Source organism: Brevibacillus sp. HB1.3 (assembly GCF_013186635.1).
GTDB classification, from domain to species: Bacteria; Bacillota; Bacilli; order Brevibacillales; family Brevibacillaceae; genus Brevibacillus; species Brevibacillus brevis_D.
Genome location: NZ_JABMIT010000006.1, coordinates 168,399 through 190,146 on the forward strand (window position 1 = coordinate 168,399; position 21,748 = coordinate 190,146).

Consider the following 21,748-nt stretch of genomic DNA (forward strand, 5'->3'; position numbering starts at 1 on the left):
CCTTGATCATTCAGCGTGCGATCTCCTTCAGCTCGTTTATATGGATCGCGTGATCTTCATGACTGCTCACGGATTGCCAGCCCATTTCCCTCGCTGCAACTGCTGTTTCCTTTCCGACACATATGATCGGTGTCTTTGACCAGGCATCGCCAGCGAATTGCGCCAGCGCTGACAGCGTATAGACATCATCCGTCGCTAGCCAGTCAAATGACCATCCCTCCTTTTTCGCACCGAGGTCCTTCCCATCCCATACGAGTGTGCCCGCTTGGATCACGTGAATCGCCTTGCCGTGGTCCAGCGTGATTTTTTGCGGCTTCCGCTCCCCTGCGTAAAGCACCTGCTCTTCTTTTTCCAAGGCAAGCAGGTCGGGGAGTGCCAGCAGAGATGTATTTTCATCCAGCATCAAGTCTGGATAAATCCCCTGTTTCTCGAAAGCCTCAGAAGCCCGTTGTCCACAAACAGCCAGCTTGCTCGTCAAGCGCCGTACATCATAACGCTGTTTTCGCAAGGCAGAAGTAAAAAAGGATACTTGCTGCTCATCCTCGAAGACGAGCCAACGATAAGTGGCAAGCTCCGTCAAAGGTGTGTCAAACGCGCACTGCTCGATCAAAGGAATCGACATGACTTCGGCGCCCAACTGTTCCAAGGCAATCACGAGCTCGCTATTTCCTTCATCACTTGCTCTTCTTGCCACGGCTACTCGTTGACCGAACAAGGGACGTGTTTCGTACCAGTTCAGCGATTCCCTTAGACGGACGACCTCACCCACGATAATGATGGCAGGTGCGGCAAAACGAGCCTGCTCGACTTCCTTATCTATCGTCCCAAGCTTGCCGATCAACGTCTCCTGTTCACGCACCGTCCCCCAGCGCACGAGAGCAACGGGCGTATGGGCGTCCTTTCCATGCGCAAGAAGGCGCTCCCTGATACGAGGCAAGTTTTTCACACCCATGTAGATGACCAACGTTTCCATCGAGGCGAGGGCTGCCCAGTCCGGCTCCTTTCCTGCATTTTTTTCACACAGGTGACCGGTGACAAAAGCGACGGAAGAGTTGTAGTTACGATGCGTCAGCGGAATACCTGCGTAGAGCGGAGCCGCCATCCCGGAAGTAATCCCTGGGACGATCTCAAACGGAATAGAATAGTCGCGGCACATCTGCGCTTCCTCTCCTACCCGTCCGAACATGCTCGGATCGCCGCCTTTCAGACGAACGACGTATTTCCCTTTTTGGGCTACCCGGATGAGCAGAAGGTTGATCTCTTCTTGCGGCACTGTATGGTGATCGGCCTCTTTCCCGCAATAGATGAGGGTGGCTCCCTTTTTTGCGTACGAGAGAAGCTGTGGGCTTGCTAGACGATCGTACACAATCACATCCGCAAGACGAAGCGACTCCATGCCGCGAATCGTCAGCAGCTTTGGGTCACCAGGCCCTGCTCCGACAAAAACGACTCTGCCTGTGTTCATTGCGAATCCGTCCTCCTTGCTGCATTGTTCCTTCACAGGAAGAGTCTTGGCTGTTTTAAGCAAACGTAGAGGTTTCCACTACGAACCCGAATCCTTGGTCCGAGCGGCTTCTTTTCCAATCAGCAGCCCACTTCCACTGCTTTTTCTCTGCCATGCTCGTACATGCTCCTTTGTGTAAAGATGTCCGTTACCAATGCCATTCGAATCGATTGGTTCATCCAGTCCGCAATTAGTGGATGGGGCAAGTACGCACTGCCCTCATAGCGATAAGCCAAGCCTGCGAGCCGTTTCGGGATTGCTTGTCGTGTGAAGTAGCCCTGGCTGACGAACAAAGGAAGCACGAGGACATCCCCTTTTTGTGCCAGTGAACAGGCTTGTTCGTACAGTGTATCGGGTCTCAGTGTCGCATATCCGGCAGCGGCAAATTGGTAGCGGTTTTGCAAGCGGAATGTCAGGCGCAAGAGCAGCTTTTCCCAGCGCTCATGACATCCAGGCAAGTCACTGCCGTGCCCGACGAGCAACAAAGCCTCCTGACTAGGCAAGCGTGATAGACCTGCTATTCGCTCTGCTACGATCTGCTCGACGTTTCCGTGATCCTCCAATGGCGGACACCAGAGAATTCTTGCCTGAACCGGAACGCGAATCAGGTCTGTCTCTCCTGTAGGCCATGGGTCTAGTCCAAGCATCGCCCGGATTTCCCCTACGTGATTGCTTCCTGCCGTGGCGAATAGGGGAACGACGACAATTGTTGTGGCTCCTGATGCTTCCAGACGATTCACTTCATCGCTGATGCTTCGTCCTTCCACTCCTCCCAAGTAAGCTACCCGAATTGGCAAATCAGTGCGGCACTGCCCTACGGCTGATTCCACCAACGCCAACCAGTCAGGATCGGGTGAACCGTGAGCAATTACCAAAACCGCTGTTTTCGCCATCGGATAACCCCTTTATCCAACCTTTATTTTGTAATTCATATATGTTTACTCGGAATTATAATTGGGATGGATTGCCTCGTCAATAACAAAATCATATTTCACTTGAACATACTGTTTGGGACGTTGCTATAGGTGAGGGAAGAAGTTCATTTCCAGGCTGCGCTTCGGCCTACGCCCTGCTAGGGGGATTGACTGTCCGCTTCGGAATAAATGGCGGGAGCGCTTCAAACGTAGACGTTTCAGAGAGGTATTCCATAAGTGAAGCTTAAATTCCCCGCCATTTATTCCTACGCTTAGTCGGGCTCCAGAGGCGCTTGGACTGGAAATGAACTTCTTCCTACGCAGCTTTTGTAAACATTATGAAAGTGATTCAAAATGGAGAAGAAAAAAGCTGTCAGGCCTAATGCATGACAGCTCTCCGCTTATTCCTCACTCTTTTTCCTCGTTCGACGATACAGCAAATCCATACTTTCTTTGAGCGTCTCATACTCTCGCTCGGTCAAGTTTTCGATCTGTCGGATATTTGTGATCGTCTGCTTTTTGATCTCTTCGGTCAAGCGATCTTTCTCATCTGGGCTTTTGCTTTCATGTGTCTCTGTCCAATGCGTAGCAAAGTTTGCCGTCAAGGCTCCCAGCATTCCGATCCCCGTGATCATCAAGATCGCGGCCATAATCCTTCCACCTGAGGTCACAGGCGAAATATCACCGTAGCCGACTGTCGTAGTTGTCACAATCGACCACCACAACGCATCAGGGAAGCTTTTGATATTCTCGTTTACACCGTATTCCAGCAAATAAATCGCAGTCGAGCTCCACAGCATGATAATCGTGACGACACCAAATACTTGACGCATCGGACCTGAACGAATGATTCCCAACAAAAACGGCGAAGCGCGCACGATACGCACCAGCCGAAGCACGCGCATAATTCTGGCTAAATACAAATAAGAGTCCAATGGAATCATTGCAATCAGATCGAACCAGTTGGCCAAAACGAATTTCCGCTTGTCTTTTGCCTTCCATAACCTGACCAAATACTCGACAATCAGCATGATAATCAGCCAAGTGTCTACCTTGTCCATCAGTTCATCCGTCAAGAGAGGATGATTAGAGAAGTCTGCGAACAACAGAATCGCATACGTAATCACTAGCATAATGATAAAAATCTCATACATGACGCGCCAGAACAAAAAGACTCCTCCCTGTGCTCATAAGTGCCTATCAAAATATGATCGCTTTCGCATCGAAAAAGAGGCGGAAACCTGAAGCGGGAGGAGCCAAATGTAGAGAACCTACATGAGCACCAGACTTCGAAGGTGAACGCCTCTTTCCATGCTTAGTAACTGATCAGCGCAGCCATCAACAAGCCCGCGGCAATACTCAACCGCGAAGCGAAAATACCGACGGATACGTTTCCGTTCGGAATTTCAGACACGACTTTAAATGGTGTGATCCATTCGAACAAATAAAAAACGATGACTTGAAATACCATTCCTACAATACCCCAAATGACCAAATCCCACAAGTTAACCGAGTGGTATACAGCCGAAGCGAGGACGATTGCCAAACCGATGATTTTCCCTCCCAAATCGTGCGAGGCTGCTTTTGCCGCTGCCATTTTCTTCGGATCATCAGTCTGTGCTCCCTGCTTGATCAGATCAAACTCCTTGTAAGGAGTCGTAATCGTAAACACAAAAATCCCTACAGCCAATATGGGAATGGTCACTGCCAAATACGCTAAAAAGTTTACTACGTAATCCAATTGTCCCAACATGTACGTTGTCCTCTCCTTTCACTACTTGTCTATGCCGACCGGCAAATAATAGGATAGGTTGTTTGTTATCGGTCCCCCGACACGAGCTACAATAGCCGATGCCTCTGTACCGATCCAAAAGGACCCCCAGAGCAGCCGTCCAGCATATGCTCCCTTCATCGTCTGAACCGTTATCTCTGGAAGCTCTACCCGTTTCTGATAAATCATCGGCTGCTCCCAGTAAAACTCTTCCTGATCCTTCTCTTGCAGCGTACCATCTGATGCAAACAGCATGACACCGCCACCTTCCCGCCCAAAAATCGGCTTCGTGACGTAGTCCTCCCTGCCTGCAAACCGATTTTCAAAATAAGTCGGCAGCATGTAAGCTTCGATGATCGCGTGCTCTTCTTCGGTGAAAAACTCATTGGCCTCATGCAAGTTCCAGATGAGCGCCTGCAAAGCCTTCGTCTGAATGAGAAACGCAGAAGGAGGATTAATAATGGCCAGCTTTTTGCGGGCAATCAGCGAAAGCACATGCTCACCAGTCGGATACCCATCTTCATCCTGTTCTACCGCCAGTTTTTCCAAAGCATGCAGGCGGTACAGCACATCGACTGGCAATAGCTCCTCATTCTCCTTTACATAGAGACGATCTTGCCAAACACGCAAATGCTCCAAAGCGGCAAACCGCGCAGACAGACCTGATTGGTCCAGTAAGTACAACGTCGTTCCCTTGTCTTCCTCATGCCAGTCGAGCGAGCTAAACCAGATAGAATCTGTATCATAGCCTTGTGCCCGATAGGCGTCGAGCACCTTGCTGAATGCTGAACGCAACTGCCGCTCCATCCGTTCATTCGGGTCCTCACGCAAGAAATGGCGACAAGCACGGCCGTTCACATAAAAAGCCTCGACGATTCCGGTAGGGGTATCGCTGTTGCACTCGAGCATCTTCAATCCTTCTGTCGTCTGGGCAAAATCAAAGCGTCCAATCACAGTCGGCACAGTCTGGGAAACGACGATCCTGACTGCCTGCAATGCCTGCTTTGGCACTCCTAATTCTAATAACAGGGAGTCCTCTGCACGCTGCAATACGGGAACGACCTTGGTAAAGATTTGCCCAAGCCGCTCGGTTGCCATCGCGATTTCTTCTCGAAAAGCGGGAGAGATCAAGTGGATATCATATAGCGCATACTCCTCGCCATACATCCAATCCCAGGTAAATACGCCCTCTTCCCGCATCGGGCCGTACAGCGCCTCACGTTCTCGTTGGTTATGGGCTTCCATTTCCCTCACCTCACCCGGAGCTGGAATAGCCCGAGCTGCCGATACCGCCCTTGGAGCTGCTCGTGCTTATCCCACTCGATACTCCAGATTTGCTCTTGTAAGACCTGTAAGTAGAGCTCGAACCCCCACTACTGCTATCGTCACAATAGCCGTCATTGTCGTTATCGTAGCAATCATCATAGTCGTCCTCGGAAGAACAACCGCTGACCGCAAGTGCAGCTGCGACGAACAGACCGACTACTTTCTTCGATTTCGTTTGTGCCATTTTCTTCCTCCTACACTGGCTTCGCGTAGTAAACATAAACCTGCCGATCTTCATCCACCTCGGCCGATGTCTTCTCCCATTCGCGTCCATTCACATACAAGTAGTCACTTTGCAAATGCAAGAGCGCATCGTCATCGTCCTTGAAATAAAACGTGTCTACGAGCGGATAAACGCTTGCATTTTCTTGATATTCACGCATTTCGATCTGGATGCTGCCCCAGCGTGCAGACACAGCCTCCGCATAATCGACAGCTTGCTCTTCTGTTGAGCGCTTGACGTAAATGACATACGTGCCGTTTTCGATTGCACAGGACGTCTTTTCATAAACGACATGCCCTTTCACCAAATAATCGCAAGCGAAACGCAAGGAGACCTCATCTTTGTCCACGTTGTCATAGTAAAACTGAACAGGGTATCCCCTCGCCTCATCCAGCAGTCGATATTCCAATCGTGCCATTTTTCTCACCTCTTTTACCTATCCCAGAATAACAAATCATTCGCAACTTTTTTATACGTGAGCCGAAACATTTGGTTGCACGACATAAGTCCTGCTTCTTTTGTTCCCGTTACTGTCGAATCATACCGCGAATGGTTTCATGCAAATGTCCGTTGCTCGCCACGAATGAAGGAGTGTGATCCTGTTGGAATGGTTCATGCTGATACGGCTTTCCAGACCAGTCCGTAATCGTTGCACCCGCCTCTTGGGCGATCACAATTCCGGCAGCCACATCCATAATATTGGAGCGTTGCATCACGATATAATCGAGCCATCCGTTTGCCAGCAAGCACCAATCCAGTGCAGGCGCAATATTTCGCATGAGACGCTTGGTCTGGAATACAAACGGTTCCGTAAAAGCCATCTCTTCTTCCTTCGTTACCGTGTTGCGTCCACGGATGTATGTCCCGACTGCACGTGTGAGGTCTTGGCGGTTGTTGACGCTCAATCGTTTTCCGTTCAAATAGGCTCCTTTTCCTTTTTCCGCCCAAAACATTTGACCTGCTACCGGATTGTAGACAACGCCCAGCACCAGCTCGCCCTTGTGCTGCAACGCAATCGAGATCGAGAAATACGGATAGCCGATAAAATAGTTATTCGTTCCATCTAAAGGGTCGATAATCCACAAATACTCTTCCTCACGGGAAACCATTCCAGCCTCTTCAGAAAAAATAGTATGTGTCGGGAAGTGGCGATGCAGTACCTCAATGATGCGCTGTTCACTGCCTTTATCCTCTGGCAGCTTCACGTCGTTATGCAATTCCTCATCGGGCACGAGCTGTTCGAGAAAACGTTCCTTCAAAAACGCACCCGCGACACTTGCTGCTTCTTTTGCAATTTCGATCATGACATTTCGCTCCTTTATAACGTTTGGAACAACCTTTCACTTGCACTTGTATAGGAAAGATTACTATCATAGAGAGATACCCGAAGGAGGGGGATAAACATGAACACCGACTTCATTCGGCTGAAAAATATGGAAGGTGAACTCAAATTCACCCAAATGAACAATAGCTACGGCTTCTCTGTCACCACAAAGGAGCTCGTTTTTTTCAAGCCACACACGACCTACCATTTGTTTTTGCAGGATATCATCAGCATGGTCCCGATGAAGCTGGACACAAGCCCAGTCACGTTTCGGCATCGGAGTGAGACAGTTCACGCCTCGTTTGGTTCCGATTACTACAAGCTGACGGCCAAGTGGGCGCGGATAGTTTCGCGATCCGGCATCGCCGAAAAAGAAGACATGGAGTTTATCGTGCCGCTTTCCACCAAAATGCTCACCTATATCTCGGAATACAGCGGTCTCGTTGTCATTAAATAACGCCGTCACCCCTCGCTCCCACCTTTTTGATGGGAAGCGAGGTTTTTTTATTTTCGTCCATTTCTGGTGAGAACAATGAACGTTCCTGTTCCGTGGGCGACCCGCCTATCCCGATCATCGTAAACACTGCCCTCCATGACGACCAATGTGTGTCCGCGATGCAAAAAGCTCGCTTCAGCGCGCAGTCGCTCCCCTTTTCCCGGAAGCAAATAATTGAGCTTTAGCTCTGTCGTCACTGCATACTGATCGGGTGGCAAGGACCGATTGATCAAGGAGCCCATCGCTGAATCAATCAAGGTCGCAAGAATTCCTCCATGAACAACTCCCCCTGAATTGTGCATAAAAGGGGTCGTTGGCAATTCAAAGCGATAAGACTGTCTTTCTTCGTCTATGAACTCTCCTTTTAATCCGAGAAACCCAGAGATAAAGGCGCTATTCCGTTCCCGCTTTTGATGAATGGCAGCAACAGCCAGCTCGAGAATGCGACGCTCCTCTTCATTCCCGTCTGACCAGATGTTTTTTAACTCATCTAACATTTTGTTCACTCCAAACGAAATAGAGTCGATTCTTCTATTTTATCCCAAACAAGCTGATTTCGCTATGATTCCTAAACGTAGCCCATCGAGAGCAGCTGTCCGAACTAGCCTGGGCTGAGCGAATGTTCAGACTTTTACGGTTGTTTCTGTAATTAAAAATTGATAAGATAGTTCAAAACATAAGACAGGCATGATCCGTATTGGAAGGGAGTTTTTCAAATTGGCCAGACAACGAAGTGATATGATCAAAAAAGGATTCGACCGCGCACCACACCGCAGCTTGCTTCGTGCAGCAGGTGTAAAGGATGAGGATTTCGATAAACCGTTTATCGCTATTTGCAACTCGTACATCGACATTATTCCAGGTCACGTGCACTTGCAGGAGTTTGGAAAACTGGTCAAGGAAGCCGTTCGCGCTGCTGGCATGGTTCCATTCGAATTCAATACGATTGGTGTTGACGACGGAATCGCTATGGGACATATCGGGATGCGCTACTCCCTCCCGAGCCGCGAGATCATCGCAGATAGCTTGGAAACCGTTGTCGCTGCTCACTGGTTTGATGGCATGATCTGTATTCCAAACTGTGACAAGATCACGCCTGGGATGATCATGGGTGCGCTTCGTGTCAACATTCCAACCGTATTTGTAACCGGTGGTCCTATGAAAGCCGGAAAAACGAGTGATGGCCGCTCCATCTCGCTTTCCTCCGTATTCGAGGGTGTCGGCGCTCACCAAGCAGGCTTGATCAACGACCAGCAACTCGAAGAGCTGGAGCAATATGGATGCCCGACTTGCGGTTCCTGTTCCGGTATGTTTACAGCGAATTCGATGAACTGTCTGCTCGAAGCCATCGGATTGGCTCTGCCAGGCAACGGTACCGTACTCGCTGTCTCTCCTGAACGTCGCGAGCTGGTACAATCATCTGCTGAAAAACTGAAAAATCTGATTGAACGCGACATTAAGCCACGCGACATCGTGACACTCGAGGCAATCGACGATGCATTCGCTCTCGACATGGCGATGGGCGGGTCAACCAATACCGTTCTCCATACACTGGCTATCGCACAAGAAGCAGGTATCGAATACCCAATCGAGCGCATCAACGAAGTAGCAAAGCGCATTCCACATATTTGCAAGCTGGCTCCTTCCTCCGACTATCATATCGAGGATTGCCACGAGGCAGGCGGCGTATCTGCGGTTCTGAAAGAAATCGCGAAAAAAGCAGGCGCGATCCATCCAGACCGTATCACAGTCACGGGCAAAACCCTTGGTGAAAACATTGCTGACGCTGAAATCAAAAACGATCAAGTCATTCGTCGCCTCGACAACCCGTACAGCGCTTCTGGCGGTCTCGCTGTTCTGTTCGGTAACCTGGCGGAACAAGGCTCGATTATCAAAACAGGCGGTGTCGATCCTTCTATTAAAAAGCACGAAGGTCCAGCCATCTGCTTCGACTCCCAAGAGGAAGCTCTGGCAGGAATCGCTGCTGGCAAAATCAAATCTGGTCATGTTGTCGTCATCCGCTATGAGGGTCCTAAAGGCGGACCAGGCATGCCAGAAATGCTGGCTCCTACCTCACAAATCGTGGGTATGGGCCTCGGTAAAGAAGTCGCGCTCGTTACAGACGGACGCTTCTCCGGTGCTTCTCGCGGAATCAGTATCGGTCACGTGTCTCCAGAAGCCGCAGAAGGCGGTCCAATTGCCTTCGTACAGGACGGAGATATCATCTCGATTGACCTCGAGGAGCGCACGATGCAATTGCTCGTGGATGAAGCCGAGCTGGCTCGCCGCAAAGAAGGCTGGAAAGAATTCGAGCCGAAGGTAAAAACAGGCTATCTGGCTCGTTACTCCAAGCTAGTAACGAATGCGAGCATGGGTGGTATTTTGAAAATCTAGTATTGCTAGTAAAGGCAAAGCCCTTCCTTTGTGAATCACCGTCACGCAGGAAGGGTTTTTGTATTGACTTTTCCATCTATTCCCTCTTACAATCAAGTTAATAAATTTTAACTGGTTAAAAGGATTGTGATGCATATTGGAGCAAAAGTCGATTTTTATCATCGAAAACTACGATCAGCTAAAAGTGATCAGTGACCCGTTACGCACGAAAATGCTGATGCATCTGGTGGAAAAGCCGCACACGGGGCAACAGCTTTCCCAGCTTTTTGGACTGTCTCGTGCGAAGATCCTGTACCACCTGCGTGAGTTGGAGAAGCATGGCATCATCCAGTTGGTTAAAAAGGAAGAGAAGGGCGGCAACATTCTCAAATACTATCAGGCGGTGGCAAGAGGCTTCATACCCGCTGATCATCTGCTCACGTATACGGAGTCGAAGGAGGCTACCAGACAATCCTATGTCGAAGTATTGCAACGGGCGAAAACAAGAGCGCTCAGTGCTCCTGAAGAAGCCTTTGCACTGACATCAACGGAAGTCGAGAACTGGCCGCGCATCTCCCTACAGTCTGAAGTCAGAGTCAGTGAGCAAGCGTTTGTGTCCTTTTTGCAAAAATACCGGAGCCTACTCCACGAATTGCAGCAAAGCTCCCTGGATGACCCATCTTCGAAGCAGGATTACTACCTGATGATTACGGGATTTCAAATTGATGAACCGTTATTTAAAAAGGATGCACAGGAGTAACAAAGGAACCTGTAATACGATGAGTCCACATGTGTATGAAAAACCTATTCGAGTAGGTTTTTCTTTCGGACACACGGTTAATATTTCTTAACCGGTTAATAATAAGGAGAGTGGATTTCCATGGAAGCTGTCCCCAAGCAATCTAGCCTTCCCTCAGCGGATACATCCCGCTTGTTTACGAAACCTTTTACCCTTCTTTGGCTGTCCAGCCTTTGTTCCGGGCTCAGTATCTCACTCTTTCTTTTCTCGCAAACCTGGTATATCATCCAGGTTTTATCTCAAGAGGCCTCATTAGGCCTCGTATTTATGGCGGCAACCATTCCCAGGATCGTCTTCATGCTGATAGGCGGAACGCTCGCTGATCGGATGAGCAAAAAGAGAATCCTGTCAATCACAAGCATGTTGAAAGCATTTTTGATAATGTTGCTTGCAGGAATCATCTGGTGGGGGTATTCCTCGCTGGCGCTATTTATTTGGTTCGCTCTCTTCTTCGGTACCATTGATGCCTTTTATTGGCCAGCTCAAAATTCGTTCATACCTTCAATCGTACCCTCTTCCTCCCTTTTGCGAGCGAATTCTGTACTACAAACGACAAACCAAACCTCACAACTGCTCGGTCCTGTTCTTGCCGGTTTTGTAATTGAGTGGGGAAGTTACCCCCTTTTATACGGCTGTGTTGGCTTGCTTCTTCTGGTTGCAAGTGTATCTGCATGGTGCATGCCGAAACAGGAACCAGCTGTTCTTTCCAAGCCACAGCAAAGGCTCAAGGAATCTATACAGGAAAGCTTCTGTTATGTCAAACAATCGGATTTCCTTCCTTTGCTATTGACCTCCATCATCTGCCTGAACGTATTTTTGATGGGCCCCTTATATATTGGCTTGCCGATTTTTGTAGATCAGGTGTTAGCTGGTTCTACCCTACAGTACAGCTTTTTGGAAGGGGCACTCGCTTTTGGCATGCTTGCCGGGGCAATCATGCTCGCACTCACGACACTGGGTCAAAACAGGTTGCAGATCGCCTTTCTTTTCATGATGATGCAAGCGCTTGTCTTCTTTGCTTTTAGTCTCACTCAACAGTTCTGGCTCAGCTTGCTTATTCTATTTACGCTCGGCGTCACGTTTTCTCTCATTAATATTCCGATTCTCTCTTTTGTTCAGGAAAAGGTGCCACAAGCCTCGTTGGGGAAAGTCATGAGTTTGGTCTCGCTCTCCTCTTTAGGCTTGCAACCGATTTCCCAGGCGATGACTAGTCTTTTGATCGCATGCGGACTTACGGCCAAGGAAGTGATGCTGCTTGCCTCCATCCCCCTCTTTCTTGCTTCCTGTTTCATTTATTGGCGGCAAAAGTATGCTTGGTCTGCAAAGAGGGATGATCTGTAATAGATCATCCCTCTTCCCTATCGTATTTACAAAACTTGCTTATTCGCTCATCGCAACTTTACCGCGTGCGAGACGTATTAGTAAGTAGAGAGCCAGACGGGTAGATTACAAGACTCGCCGTGCCGAAACGAAGCGCTTCTCCCAGGACGTGCCCTTAAAGGTCGAATACGTCACTCCTGGTTTTCCATATGTATGAAGGAGTTTGTTGTTACCTGCATAGATCGCCACGTGTGTGATCCGTTTGGACGTCGTCGTTTTACTCGCCTTGAAGAACACCAGGTCTCCTTTTTTCAGGTTCGACTTGGACACACTCGTTCCTACCTTGGCTTGATCGCGAGAAGTGCGTGGCAAGGTCTTGCCGACTGCGACTTTAAATACGCGCTTTGTAAAGGAAGAGCAATCAAAAACGGCTGTGGTATTGCTGCTCGCACCGAATTTATAAGGAGTACCCATATACTTTCTTCCCGTGGCAATGACTTTGTCCGCCTTGGATTGCGTCCATGCCGCCTCCGCTACATTTTTCTCTCCTGGCAACGGAGCGACAATCGCTGTGACTCCCAATGCTACTCCCATTACGATTCCTATGAGGGCTTTATGTAATTTCATGCTGTTCATCCTCCCTTTTCTTTTGAAAAAGATCCCTGTTCAACAGGGGACCATTTTATGCAAAGTTTGGCTGACCTCTCACTTGTTCTCTACTTTACCAAAGCCCACACACTATGAAATTACCAAAAACTTGCCAAAAATGATTTTTTCAACTGGACACGATTACCGCTTGACGCCTTCGCGCTTGATTTAACAGGCATTCCTCAAATTTTCAGTCTATTTTCTTGCCAGAATGTCCCTCCCGAATTAGCAAAATTTATCCAGCCCTCCTATGTTAAAATCCGTGCTATATGCGACTTTCGTCCTAGTGCCTTTTACAAAAAACCCCTATTCCCACCTTTTTTCACGTAATCTGCCTCTGGAATCTCGCTTCTCTTTCTTCTCTCTCTACTTGCAACTAGCAGGGAGTCATCGTAAAGTAGATAGGAGTTCGTTTTGAAGGAGGCACATATGCGACTGCGTAACATTCCAGGTGCCGAAGCGGCCCTGAGAGAATATCCGACGTTCGTAGACAATCCCCTTTCCTATAAAGGGAATTGGAAGGAACGCTTCGGGAATAACAATCCGATTCACATGGAGATCGGCTGTGGAAAAGGACGTTTCATTAATACATTGGCCGAGCGTCACCCTGACATCAATTTCATTGCGGTTGAACTGAAGGCGGAGGTCGTTCTGCGTGCTGTTCAGCGTACGGAGTACAAAGCTATTCCGAATCTGGCTTTTGTTCAGTACGACGCTTCCAAGTTGACCGAGTTGTTTGCCGATCATGAAATTTCTCGCATCTATCTGAACTTTAGTGATCCGTGGCCAAAAACCCGTCATGCGAAACGCCGTCTCACTTACAAAAGCTTCTTGAACACGTATCGTCAGGTGCTTGTGGCAGACGGTGAGCTTCATATGAAGACAGACAATGAGAACCTTTTTGAGTTTTCACTCAACCAATTTGCTGCGGAGCGCTTCCAGATGCGCAATATCACCTTTGACCTGCACCAGTCCAAGCTGGCGGCGGATAATGTGATGACGGAGTACGAGGAGCGCTTTTCGTCTCGTGGGCAGCGTATTTATCGGGTGGAAGCGAGCTGTGTGATTAAGTAGAACCGGGTTTGAGTCAACATGGGGGAGGAGAAGAAAAAACACAGTTCTCTTCGACTCTGACACGCCCGCTAGGGGGATTTCACTGGCCGTCTCCACTTCCAAAAGGGGACCGTCGATCCAAAGCCACCCTACGGGCGGAAGTTTCTCAAGGAAGAAGTGTTCGACAAGCGTGGTCCCCTTTTGGAAGTTCCGACTGAGTAGGCGTTGTCAAGGTCTGCGAGCCCTGCGCTTTTTCTTCTCACCAGCTTTTGTTGGTTCATCGGAACTTTCTAAATGCTTGTGAAAAATCATAATTACCAAAAAAAGACCCTCCACGTTCTCAAGTAAGCTTTGGAACTTACTTGATTGCGCGGAGGGTTTTTTTATTCTTTTTGTCGCCCGACGCTTTTGTACACGCGCTCTGGACGTCCGACGACTCCGTACGAAAGGTCTGCGATGGCGTCTCCTTTGGCTACTAAATATTCGAGGTATCGCCTTGCTGTTGAACGGCTGATGCCTGTTTCTTTGCTGACCAAATCCGTTGTGGCCTCATGCGTCTGCATGAGAAAACCAGAGATCTTGTCCAGCGTAATTTGATCAATTCCTTTGACTGCCTTTGTCTCGGGTGTCTTCTTTTGGCCTGTCCGGGCAATGAGTTCATCGATTTGGGTTTGACTGATCTGATCGGTGTCTTTTTTCCAATCACTGACCTTTTGCCTGAACTCCTGATAATTCCGTAACGTTTGTTGCAGGCGTGCAAAGATAAGCGGCTTGGTAATAAAATCGAATACGCCGTAGCGGATCGCCTCTACAACCGCATTCACTTCTTTGGCAGCTGTCAGCATGATGACATCCGTTGTAGGGAACTGCTCCTTTATGATCGACAAAAAATCGAGGCCGTCCATATCTGGAAAATATATGTCGAGTAACACGAGATCGGGCTGTAAAATTTCCATTTGGTCTTTGGCCTCTTGTCCATTCGTGGCAATGCCAATCACCTCGTACCCTTCCACTTTTTCCACGAAGCGTCGGTTTACCTCTGCGATTCTCAGGTCGTCCTCAATAATGAGTACCCGTATCATCTAGTACGGCCTCCTTCCGTTCTGCCGTGTGTGCATCCTTTGGGATCGTCACAGTAAAAATGGTTCCACCTACCGGATTACCTGTATGCGTAATATTGCCGTGTACATGAATAACAGCTTGTTTGACTAAGTGCAGTCCGTAGCCATGATTTGGCTGTTGTTTGGTAGAGAAGCCCAACTCAAAGATTCGTTCAGCATTTTCTTCGGAGATGCCTGGCCCTCTATCCTCTACCTCTATGAGCAGGACCTCTTCCATATTGAGCAAAAAGATCGTGATTTCTGGTGCAAATGCACCCGGAGCTTTTACAGCGTCCATCGCATTATCTATCAAATTGCCAAGAATGACAATCAGCTGTGAGCGATCAATCGAGGCAGGAATGTCACGGAAGTTGCTTTCTGGATCAATTTTCAATTCTACTTTGCGTTCGTTGGCTTGATTTAGCTTCCCGAGCAACAAGCCCCCTATCAGTGGGTCGGGGACTTCTTGCATAATAAACGTCGTATTGTGGACATGTACATTCAACTCAGAAGAGATCGTTTCAATGGCTTCCTGATACGATTCGAGCTGGATGAGTCCTGATATGAGATGCAGTTTGTTGGAATACTCGTGCGTCTGGGAACGAAGCACTTCCGCATACTCCTTCACTCGTGACAGCTCCTGTGTGACCTCGAACAGCTCGGACCGATTACGAAAGCTCGCTACCGCTCCCAAAACATGACGCTCCTTATCCATAATCGGGACCCGGTTCACCACTAATACGTGCTCGTCCACTTTCGTTTCGCGGTCAAATTCGGCTTTCCCTGTCTCAATCACCTCATGAAGGCCCAACGACCGAACCAGTTCGTCCTGTTTGTCCATGATCCTGTCATTATCCTTCGCTTGCCCCAGCATATGGAGAGCGGTCTGATTCGCGAGTGTGATCGCCCCATCCTTATTGACTGCCACAATGCCTTCGCGAATCGATTCCAGCACGGCTTGATTTTCCTGATACAACCGCCCGATTTGTTCAGGCTCCAAACCAAATATGGCTTTCTTTACATTTTGTGAAAGAATGAGCGTAGCCACCACACCCAAGAGCAAGGTGACGATGCCAATGACGAAGATTCGATTGCGATACGATTCGATCGTTTCATTTATATTCTCAAACAAGAAGCCGACCGAAACGACTCCCATCACCTTTCCTTCCTCATCATAGATCGGTGTCTTTCCTCTGAGTCCAGGGCCAAGCGAACCGACTGTCTCAGAGATGATAGATTGCCCTTCAAATACTGCCTCATTGTCGCCTCCCACCATCTTTTTGCCAATCTGCTCTGGATCAGGATGAGAATAGCGAATGCTTTGCAAATTTCCTACTGTGATAAAAGCCGCATTCGTGTCCACGCGTATTTTTTCCACGATTGGATTGATAATCTTGGCGGGATCTTCTGTTTCAAATGCCTGTTTGATCTCGGACATCTGCGCGACGGTCTTGGCGGTATGCAGTGCGCGCGTCCCGATCTCATGCTCCAATACGCCCGCCAGCATCTGCTCAAACATTGTACCGAGTATGACCGTCACACCAAAAAGGAGCGAACAAATAATCAACATCAGCTTGCTGTGAAAACGCACAACGTTCCCTCCTCTTCTTCTCATTGTATCTCATTTCGCTCGATGACGAAAAAGAGGCCATGAGCAGGCCTCTTTTTCCTTTCTTCCTTCTATCATTAACTAAAATGAGATGACTCCGGTAAGAAGAGCAAGCGCAATCATCACGATCGATGTTCCAAACGCCCATTTCAGGATGAACTTTTGAGTTTCTGCATAATCGACCCCAACCATTCCGATCAACAGGTACTGTGCTGCAAACAACGGGCTGAGTACATGCAACGGTTGACCCAGGATGGAAGCGCGACCAATTTCCGCCGGATCGATTCCGTAAGCGGCTGCTGCATTTGCCAGGATGGGAACGATCCCGAAGTAATACGCATCGTTCGACATGAAATACGTGAATGGCATGCTTGTCAGCGCTACGAGTAGAGGCATATGGGAACCAAGTGAATCCGGAATCCAGGAAACGAGTGTGCTCGCCATCGCATCGATCATTTTCGTTTCAGTCAGGATGCCGGTAAAGATACCCGCAGCGAAAACCATGGACACAGTAGCCAGTGCGTTAGCGGCGTGGGCGGCAATTCGCTCTTTCTGATCTTGCATTTTCGGATAATTTACAAACAGGGCAATGGCAAAAGCGAGCATGAACAGCGTCGGCAGTGGCAAAAAGCTCGTAATCAGGCCGACCATCAGAGCTGCGGTCAACAACAGATTGAACCAGATCAAACGCGGACGTTTCAGTGCAGCGGTCTCATCCGTCGCCGCCACCTCTTGTCCTGCAAGCGATTTCAAATCTTCATCTGGTATCTCAATAATCCCCAGACGCTTACGCTCTTGTTTGCCCAGAATACAGGCTACGATCATCACCCACGCAATTCCGCCAATCATCATAGGAATCACAGGGACAAAAATCTCGGAAACATCCATATGGAGTACACTCATGACACGTGCTGTCGGTCCACCCCAAGGCGTCATGTTCATGACACCGAGTGAGAGCATCGCCATGGCTGCCAAAATCATCGGTCTGATTCCCAGCTTGCGATACAAAGGTAGCATCGCGGTGACGGTAATCATATAAGTCGTGGTTCCATCTCCATCCAGTGCGACCAAGGTAGCGAGAATCGCTGTACCTACAATCACCTTCAGTGGGTCACCCTTCACCATTTTTACGATTTTTTTAATTAATGGATCAAACAGACCTGCATCCATCATGACTCCAAAGTACAGAATGGCAAACAACAGCATGATTCCCGTAGGCGCAATTTTCTTGATGCCCGCAAGCATCATGTCGCCAATTTCTGTACCGAATCCGCTAATCAACGCAAATACAACAGGAACGACAATCAAAGCAACCAATGCCGAAAGCCGTCTCGACATAATCAAGTACATGAAAACGGCTACCATGAGAAATCCAAGTAATGCCAGTATACGCTAGTTCCCCCTTGCAAGAATGCGCTTTCATATCGTGCTGTCATTATAGCAATGTTCGTAAAAATCCGAATAGAATATGCGCATAAACTGTTTTAACCGCATTTCCTCTATTAACTTCATAAAAATCATGAAATGCGCACGGTGATCGCCGTGCAAGGGCGAAAAGAAAAAGAACGGCACGAATCAGCCGTTCTTTCTTGTATTTTATACATCTCGCTTTTGAAACACCCGGATGGACAACCCCAGTGCCACGATGCCATAGAGAATGGTGTAGATGAGCATGGCAGTACTCGGCGGAGAAGTCGTACCGAAAATTCCTTGTGAAGCAAAGGACAACGGATCGTCCGCTGTGTCAAATAGCGAGAGCGTCGTTTGCCTGAATAACGAATCGGTTGGAAAAACCAGACTGGAAATAATCCCGATGTTCGTGAGTGAGCTGTTGCTAAAGGCAACACCAAGCTGCTCGATAAAGCCACCGATGAAGCTGATCCCGTACAGAATGATCAGGATAATACCGCCTGTTACTGTTGTAGTCACACTGCTCAAGAGCATGGCTACACAGACAAGAATGATCGGCATACTTACGAAGAAAGCTGCTGCTTTCAGGATTTGGGCTCCACTTACCTGAACAGCTAACGCACCGCCACCCACCCATTGGTTAATCGCCAAAAGTCCAGCGAACATCAGGAGTGCGTAAAGCCCCAACATACTTGCCAACCCGAAAAATTTCCCCAATACATATTTGTAGCGAGGAAGGGCGCGGGCCAGCCACGTGTCGATTTGGTGGCTCTCAATTTCAGATGCAATACTCCCGACACTGCTCAAAATCGCCAGGAGTGCTGTAATAACGGAGCCAAAGTACAAGCCCATTCCCAAGAGCTGCGTGGAAAAGAAGTTTTTTTGTAGCAAAGCTTCTGGACCTGCGCCCCCGAATGAGTCCTTCATTTCCTTGACGGCATAGCCTGTGGCAAGTCCAAACAGCAGCAAGAAGGCCAGTGACATGATCAACGTAATCGTGAAAATACGCTTGGAGATCATTTCTCTATACGTGATTTTGATGATCGGCCACATGTCGTTCTTCCTCCTTTCTCTGCACCCAATACAGGAATACCTCTTCCAGTGATTGCTGCTTGCGCACGACTTCATGTACCCCAGCCCCGGATGCGATCAACTGTTGCAACAGAGCGGGTACCCGATTGTCCTGATCCAGCGTCATTAACCATGTATCACGGTCTTCCTCTTGTCTAACGAGACGACTCTCTGTGACGAAAGAAGGAAGCTCGTTATGAAAGCCAGCGCTATCCTTGTCCACAGTCAATTCAATTTGTGGCTGGACGCTGCTCAGCTTGCGCCAGTCGCCATGTACAACCAGCTCACTGCGATGAATAATCCCAACGTAGTTGCACACACTCTCCATTTCACTCAGGAGATGACTGTTGAGAAAAACCGTCTTTCCCTGGTCACGCAGCCTTGCGATCAGCTCGCGTACTTCTTTTCGCCCGATTGGGTCCAGCGCGGAGGTCGGCTCATCGAGAAAGATCAGCTCTGGATCGGATAAGAGGGCGCAGGCAATCCCAATACGCTGCTGCATGCCTTTGGAAAAGCCCCGGATGCGTTCACGCTCGCGTCCAGCCATTCCGACCAGCTCAACGACATTTTTTATGACTGTTTTGCTCTCGCGATGTGTTAATCCACACAACTCGGCATGATGCTCTAAAAGCTGTTGACCTGTCAACCAATCCGGATAGCGAAACAGCTCTGGCAAGTACCCTACCTTTTTTCGCGATTCTACACTACCAATCGGCTCACCCAGCATAACCGCTTTGCCATTCGTTGGGTGCAGTAACCCGAGCATCGTCCTGACAAAAGTACTTTTACCCGCTCCATTTTGCCCGAGGAAACCAAATACGGAGCCGCGCGGTACTTGTAGCGTAATATTTTTGCAGCCGGCCTTGCCGTTATATTGCTTGGTCAAGTCCCAAGTCTCAATCACATAATCTGACATCGCTTACCTCACTTTCTCCATGAAAAACGGGACAAAGCAGAGCCCCCTTTTCAGGAAAACTCTGCCAATGCCCGACTTTTTTCTTTACTTATTTCAGTTGATTGGCAAAATCCAACAGCCCATCCACGTTCTTTTCGCTGCCTTCCAGCATGTGAATGTGTCCATCCTGCTGCCACATCAGATGCACATTGTATTTACCTGTGATCAGCATTCCCTTTTGACCGTTCACTTTTACTTCCTTCATCTTACTCTCGCCGTCTGCCATGTATGGTACAGGGAGGGTATGTTGCCAGTCTTCGATGCTAATCATCTGCTTTTTCACTTGATCAGGAATGAACGGCAGGGCCAAGATTGTCTCGCGAAGCTGTGCCAGATCGACTCCCTCAGGAGCAGTTAGCTCAGGTGCGTCCATGACAGAGTAGCCATAGCTTTCTTTTCCTGCGGTCATCCAAACCTTCTGCATCTGTGGGATCTTCAAGGAGAAGCGTTTACCACTCAGCTTTTCATCAAAGCGCGCCTCTACCTGCAATTGCGCCAATAGCTTGTTTGCACGATCGGCATCGATCTCCATGTGCATAGTAAAAGGTGATTGGATCTCTACACTATCCACCGTGACGTCCTGCGGCAGCTGTGGCAGCTTCACGCCAGCCTTTTCAGCGGATTCCTTGTTGTTGTAATAGTGGCTTCTTTGCTCAAGTTTCTCTTGATCGTTTTTATCCATCCAGATTTTCCCAATCCCAGGCAATTCCGTCTCGCCCCAATTGCCGCTAGCGATCCATTGTTCGACCTCTCGTAGATCCTCTTGCGTCACTTTGACAAACTCTACTTTATCCATGCGGAAAATGGACAGAAAATCGTTCGCTGCTGCTTGTACTTGGGGGAAAGACAGGGACACAGCCAGTACTGCTGCTGCCGAAGCACCTGTTACCCATCTTTTTGTTTGCTTGTTCATCTGATTCCAGCTCCTTCTGATTGTTGCTCGATTGGTTATCATTTGTCGCTCTTGTGTATCGGTGTCAGTCGTTTTCTCGATGGATTGCGAAAATCGCTGCCACGCTGCTTCCGTATTGACCTTCCCACCGTTTGTCTCGGAAAAAGCATGCTCCATCTTCTCACGAGTCCAGCTATCCAACGCAGACAGTTCGTTTAGCTGTGTGCGGCAGGTTTCACAGTACTCCAGATGAAGCAGGAATTGCTTACTTTCTTTTGAGCTGCATTCCCCATCCAAGAACGCCTGGATAAAGCCTGTCTCGGCGCATTTCATTCCTCTTCCCCCCTCATCCGGCCATATATGGTACGAAATTTACTTTTCGCTCTCGCAAGGAGTGTTCCCACTGAGCTGATCTGCGTGCCAGTCGCTTTCGCCAACTCCGCATAAGGAAATCCGGAATATTTCATGACCAGCAAGGTTCGTTCCCCCTCGTCTAGCTCCTCTAGCACATCGCGGACGATACTCTGGGACTCTTTTGCAAGCCACATCTCTTCTGAAGAAGGGCTGACGTGTTCTTGCTCGGATGTACTTCGCTCTTGTCTTGCGTACCTACGTTTTTCTGAACGAAGATAATTGTACGCTGCGAAGAGCGCGGACTTGGACAGCCATGCCGGGATATGTTCGATCACCGTGCGATCGGTATGGTAAAAGGAGAGAAATACATCCTGTGCAATGTCTTCTGCCGTTTGTTGATCTTTCACAATCCGCATGATCTGTCGAACTACAAACGGATAATAAGTCGTAAACAATTCTTGAAAGGAATCTGTATGATCCTCTGCTCGAGCATGGTTCATCACCAGGTTTGCTTGCACCTCCACTGGATTCCTCCTTCCCGCGTGCGCCATTAACGAATGCCTCTACTGCTTCGTTCATCTAATAGAAACCGCCAAAGCGAGTTTT

Annotated in this window: 22 protein-coding genes; 5 read left to right on the forward strand and 17 right to left on the reverse strand. The window is 48.7% G+C overall.

Going from position 1 to position 21,748, the window contains the following annotated elements; all coding sequences use genetic code 11:
- Positions 1–10 precede the first annotated feature (10 nt).
- The 8 genes from cobA to HPY31_RS15980 form a co-directional block, all read right to left on the reverse strand.
- Positions 11–1,465 (reverse strand): uroporphyrinogen-III C-methyltransferase, encoded by a 1,455-nt coding sequence (cobA, locus tag HPY31_RS15945; protein ID WP_253901826.1) that lies wholly within the window; start codon positions 1,463–1,465, stop codon positions 11–13.
- A gap of 119 nt (positions 1,466–1,584) precedes the next feature.
- Entirely contained in the window at positions 1,585–2,397 is an 813-nt protein-coding gene (locus HPY31_RS15950) for a sirohydrochlorin chelatase (RefSeq protein WP_172141505.1), read from the reverse strand.
- 422 nt (positions 2,398–2,819) lie between these two features.
- Complete coding sequence (locus HPY31_RS15955) at positions 2,820–3,587, reverse strand: potassium channel family protein (RefSeq protein WP_172141506.1); 768 nt, start codon at positions 3,585–3,587, stop codon at positions 2,820–2,822.
- Between the two features lie 146 nt (positions 3,588–3,733).
- The gene (locus HPY31_RS15960; RefSeq protein WP_015892514.1) at positions 3,734–4,171 is read right to left on the reverse strand and encodes a DUF350 domain-containing protein; all 438 of its coding nucleotides are present in this window, start codon (positions 4,169–4,171) and stop codon (positions 3,734–3,736) included.
- Positions 4,172–4,192: 21 nt separating this feature from the next.
- Complete coding sequence (locus HPY31_RS15965) at positions 4,193–5,434, reverse strand: glutathionylspermidine synthase family protein (RefSeq protein WP_172141507.1); 1,242 nt, start codon at positions 5,432–5,434, stop codon at positions 4,193–4,195.
- A gap of 10 nt (positions 5,435–5,444) precedes the next feature.
- Positions 5,445–5,699 (reverse strand): hypothetical protein, encoded by a 255-nt coding sequence (locus tag HPY31_RS15970; protein ID WP_172141508.1) that lies wholly within the window; start codon positions 5,697–5,699, stop codon positions 5,445–5,447.
- A gap of 10 nt (positions 5,700–5,709) precedes the next feature.
- Positions 5,710–6,156, reverse strand: a complete 447-nt coding sequence (locus tag HPY31_RS15975) for a hypothetical protein (RefSeq protein WP_172141509.1) — start codon at positions 6,154–6,156, stop codon at positions 5,710–5,712.
- A gap of 109 nt (positions 6,157–6,265) precedes the next feature.
- Positions 6,266–7,042 carry an inositol monophosphatase family protein gene (locus HPY31_RS15980; RefSeq protein WP_172141510.1) on the reverse strand — a complete coding sequence of 259 codons (777 nt, stop codon included), beginning with the start codon at positions 7,040–7,042 and terminating at the stop codon, positions 6,266–6,268.
- A gap of 99 nt (positions 7,043–7,141) precedes the next feature.
- Here HPY31_RS15980 and HPY31_RS15985 point away from each other — a divergent pair, with 99 nt between their 5' ends.
- Positions 7,142–7,519 carry a hypothetical protein gene (locus tag HPY31_RS15985; protein WP_016743021.1) on the forward strand — a complete coding sequence of 126 codons (378 nt, stop codon included), beginning with the start codon at positions 7,142–7,144 and terminating at the stop codon, positions 7,517–7,519.
- Between the two features lie 47 nt (positions 7,520–7,566).
- Here HPY31_RS15985 and HPY31_RS15990 read toward each other — a convergent pair whose 3' ends face one another.
- Positions 7,567–8,055, reverse strand: a complete 489-nt coding sequence (locus HPY31_RS15990) for a PaaI family thioesterase (RefSeq protein ID WP_016743022.1) — start codon at positions 8,053–8,055, stop codon at positions 7,567–7,569.
- Positions 8,056–8,275: 220 nt separating this feature from the next.
- Between HPY31_RS15990 and ilvD the strand changes: the two genes are divergently transcribed.
- The 3 genes from ilvD (at position 8,276) to HPY31_RS16005 (ending at position 12,071) form a co-directional block, all read left to right on the forward strand.
- Complete coding sequence (ilvD, locus tag HPY31_RS15995) at positions 8,276–9,952, forward strand: dihydroxy-acid dehydratase (protein ID WP_142497819.1); 1,677 nt, start codon at positions 8,276–8,278, stop codon at positions 9,950–9,952.
- A 136-nt stretch (positions 9,953–10,088) separates the two neighbouring features.
- A complete protein-coding gene (locus HPY31_RS16000; RefSeq protein WP_172141511.1) occupies positions 10,089–10,691 on the forward strand; it encodes an ArsR/SmtB family transcription factor in 603 nt (200 codons plus the stop codon).
- 120 nt (positions 10,692–10,811) lie between these two features.
- On the forward strand, positions 10,812–12,071 hold the full coding sequence (locus tag HPY31_RS16005) for an MFS transporter (RefSeq protein WP_172141512.1): 1,260 nt from the start codon (positions 10,812–10,814) through the stop codon (positions 12,069–12,071).
- Positions 12,072–12,176: 105 nt separating this feature from the next.
- Here HPY31_RS16005 and HPY31_RS16010 read toward each other — a convergent pair whose 3' ends face one another.
- On the reverse strand, positions 12,177–12,677 hold the full coding sequence (locus tag HPY31_RS16010; RefSeq protein ID WP_172141513.1) for a C40 family peptidase: 501 nt from the start codon (positions 12,675–12,677) through the stop codon (positions 12,177–12,179).
- A gap of 450 nt (positions 12,678–13,127) precedes the next feature.
- Between HPY31_RS16010 and trmB the strand changes: the two genes are divergently transcribed.
- Positions 13,128–13,772, forward strand: coding sequence for a tRNA (guanosine(46)-N7)-methyltransferase TrmB (gene trmB, locus HPY31_RS16015; protein ID WP_172141514.1), 645 nt, complete (start codon positions 13,128–13,130; stop codon positions 13,770–13,772).
- Between the two features lie 362 nt (positions 13,773–14,134).
- On the opposite strand, the gene HPY31_RS16020 is transcribed toward trmB, so the two are convergent.
- The 7 genes from HPY31_RS16020 to HPY31_RS16050 all read right to left on the reverse strand — a co-directional run bounded on the left by HPY31_RS16020 (position 14,135) and on the right by HPY31_RS16050 (position 21,666).
- Positions 14,135–14,833, reverse strand: coding sequence for a response regulator (locus HPY31_RS16020; protein ID WP_172141515.1), 699 nt, complete (start codon positions 14,831–14,833; stop codon positions 14,135–14,137).
- Positions 14,811–16,442: an ATP-binding protein gene (locus tag HPY31_RS16025; RefSeq protein ID WP_483297063.1), complete on the reverse strand. Its 1,632-nt coding sequence runs from the start codon at positions 16,440–16,442 to the stop codon at positions 14,811–14,813. Before HPY31_RS16025 ends, HPY31_RS16020 begins: the two co-directional genes overlap by 23 nt.
- 99 nt (positions 16,443–16,541) lie before the next feature.
- The gene (locus HPY31_RS16030; protein ID WP_172141681.1) at positions 16,542–17,849 is read right to left on the reverse strand and encodes a CitMHS family transporter; all 1,308 of its coding nucleotides are present in this window, start codon (positions 17,847–17,849) and stop codon (positions 16,542–16,544) included.
- A gap of 207 nt (positions 17,850–18,056) precedes the next feature.
- Positions 18,057–18,923: an ABC transporter permease subunit gene (locus HPY31_RS16035; protein ID WP_172141517.1), complete on the reverse strand. Its 867-nt coding sequence runs from the start codon at positions 18,921–18,923 to the stop codon at positions 18,057–18,059.
- The gene (locus HPY31_RS16040; RefSeq protein ID WP_172141518.1) at positions 18,895–19,857 is read right to left on the reverse strand and encodes an ABC transporter ATP-binding protein; all 963 of its coding nucleotides are present in this window, start codon (positions 19,855–19,857) and stop codon (positions 18,895–18,897) included. The genes HPY31_RS16035 and HPY31_RS16040 overlap by 29 nt, the downstream gene beginning before the upstream one ends.
- Before the next feature lie 88 nt (positions 19,858–19,945).
- Positions 19,946–21,121 carry an anti-sigma factor family protein gene (locus tag HPY31_RS16045; protein ID WP_172141519.1) on the reverse strand — a complete coding sequence of 392 codons (1,176 nt, stop codon included), beginning with the start codon at positions 21,119–21,121 and terminating at the stop codon, positions 19,946–19,948.
- A complete protein-coding gene (locus HPY31_RS16050) occupies positions 21,118–21,666 on the reverse strand; it encodes an RNA polymerase sigma factor SigX (protein ID WP_172141520.1) in 549 nt (182 codons plus the stop codon). Before HPY31_RS16050 ends, HPY31_RS16045 begins: the two co-directional genes overlap by 4 nt.
- Positions 21,667–21,748 lie beyond the last annotated feature (82 nt).

Bases quoted from the DNA above. Each gene is read 5' to 3' on its own strand.
- HPY31_RS15960 (WP_015892514.1), bottom strand. From the start codon at position 4,171: ATGTTGGGACAATTGGATTACGTAGTAAACTTTTTAGCGTATTTGGCA.
- HPY31_RS16020 (WP_172141515.1), bottom strand. From the start codon at position 14,833: ATGATACGGGTACTCATTATTGAGGACGACCTGAGAATCGCAGAGGTA.
- HPY31_RS16035 (WP_172141517.1), bottom strand. From the start codon at position 18,923: ATGTGGCCGATCATCAAAATCACGTATAGAGAAATGATCTCCAAGCGT.
- HPY31_RS15990 (WP_016743022.1), bottom strand. From the start codon at position 8,055: ATGTTAGATGAGTTAAAAAACATCTGGTCAGACGGGAATGAAGAGGAG.
- HPY31_RS16005 (WP_172141512.1), top strand. From the start codon at position 10,812: ATGGAAGCTGTCCCCAAGCAATCTAGCCTTCCCTCAGCGGATACATCC.
- cobA (WP_253901826.1), bottom strand. From the start codon at position 1,465: ATGAACACAGGCAGAGTCGTTTTTGTCGGAGCAGGGCCTGGTGACCCA.
- HPY31_RS15975 (WP_172141509.1), bottom strand. From the start codon at position 6,156: ATGGCACGATTGGAATATCGACTGCTGGATGAGGCGAGGGGATACCCT.
- HPY31_RS15965 (WP_172141507.1), bottom strand. From the start codon at position 5,434: ATGGAAGCCCATAACCAACGAGAACGTGAGGCGCTGTACGGCCCGATG.
- HPY31_RS16040 (WP_172141518.1), bottom strand. From the start codon at position 19,857: ATGTCAGATTATGTGATTGAGACTTGGGACTTGACCAAGCAATATAAC.
- HPY31_RS15950 (WP_172141505.1), bottom strand. From the start codon at position 2,397: ATGGCGAAAACAGCGGTTTTGGTAATTGCTCACGGTTCACCCGATCCT.
- HPY31_RS15970 (WP_172141508.1), bottom strand. From the start codon at position 5,699: ATGGCACAAACGAAATCGAAGAAAGTAGTCGGTCTGTTCGTCGCAGCT.
- HPY31_RS16045 (WP_172141519.1), bottom strand. From the start codon at position 21,121: ATGAAATGCGCCGAGACAGGCTTTATCCAGGCGTTCTTGGATGGGGAA.
- HPY31_RS15985 (WP_016743021.1), top strand. From the start codon at position 7,142: ATGAACACCGACTTCATTCGGCTGAAAAATATGGAAGGTGAACTCAAA.
- trmB (WP_172141514.1), top strand. From the start codon at position 13,128: ATGCGACTGCGTAACATTCCAGGTGCCGAAGCGGCCCTGAGAGAATAT.
- HPY31_RS16010 (WP_172141513.1), bottom strand. From the start codon at position 12,677: ATGAAATTACATAAAGCCCTCATAGGAATCGTAATGGGAGTAGCATTG.
- HPY31_RS15980 (WP_172141510.1), bottom strand. From the start codon at position 7,042: ATGATCGAAATTGCAAAAGAAGCAGCAAGTGTCGCGGGTGCGTTTTTG.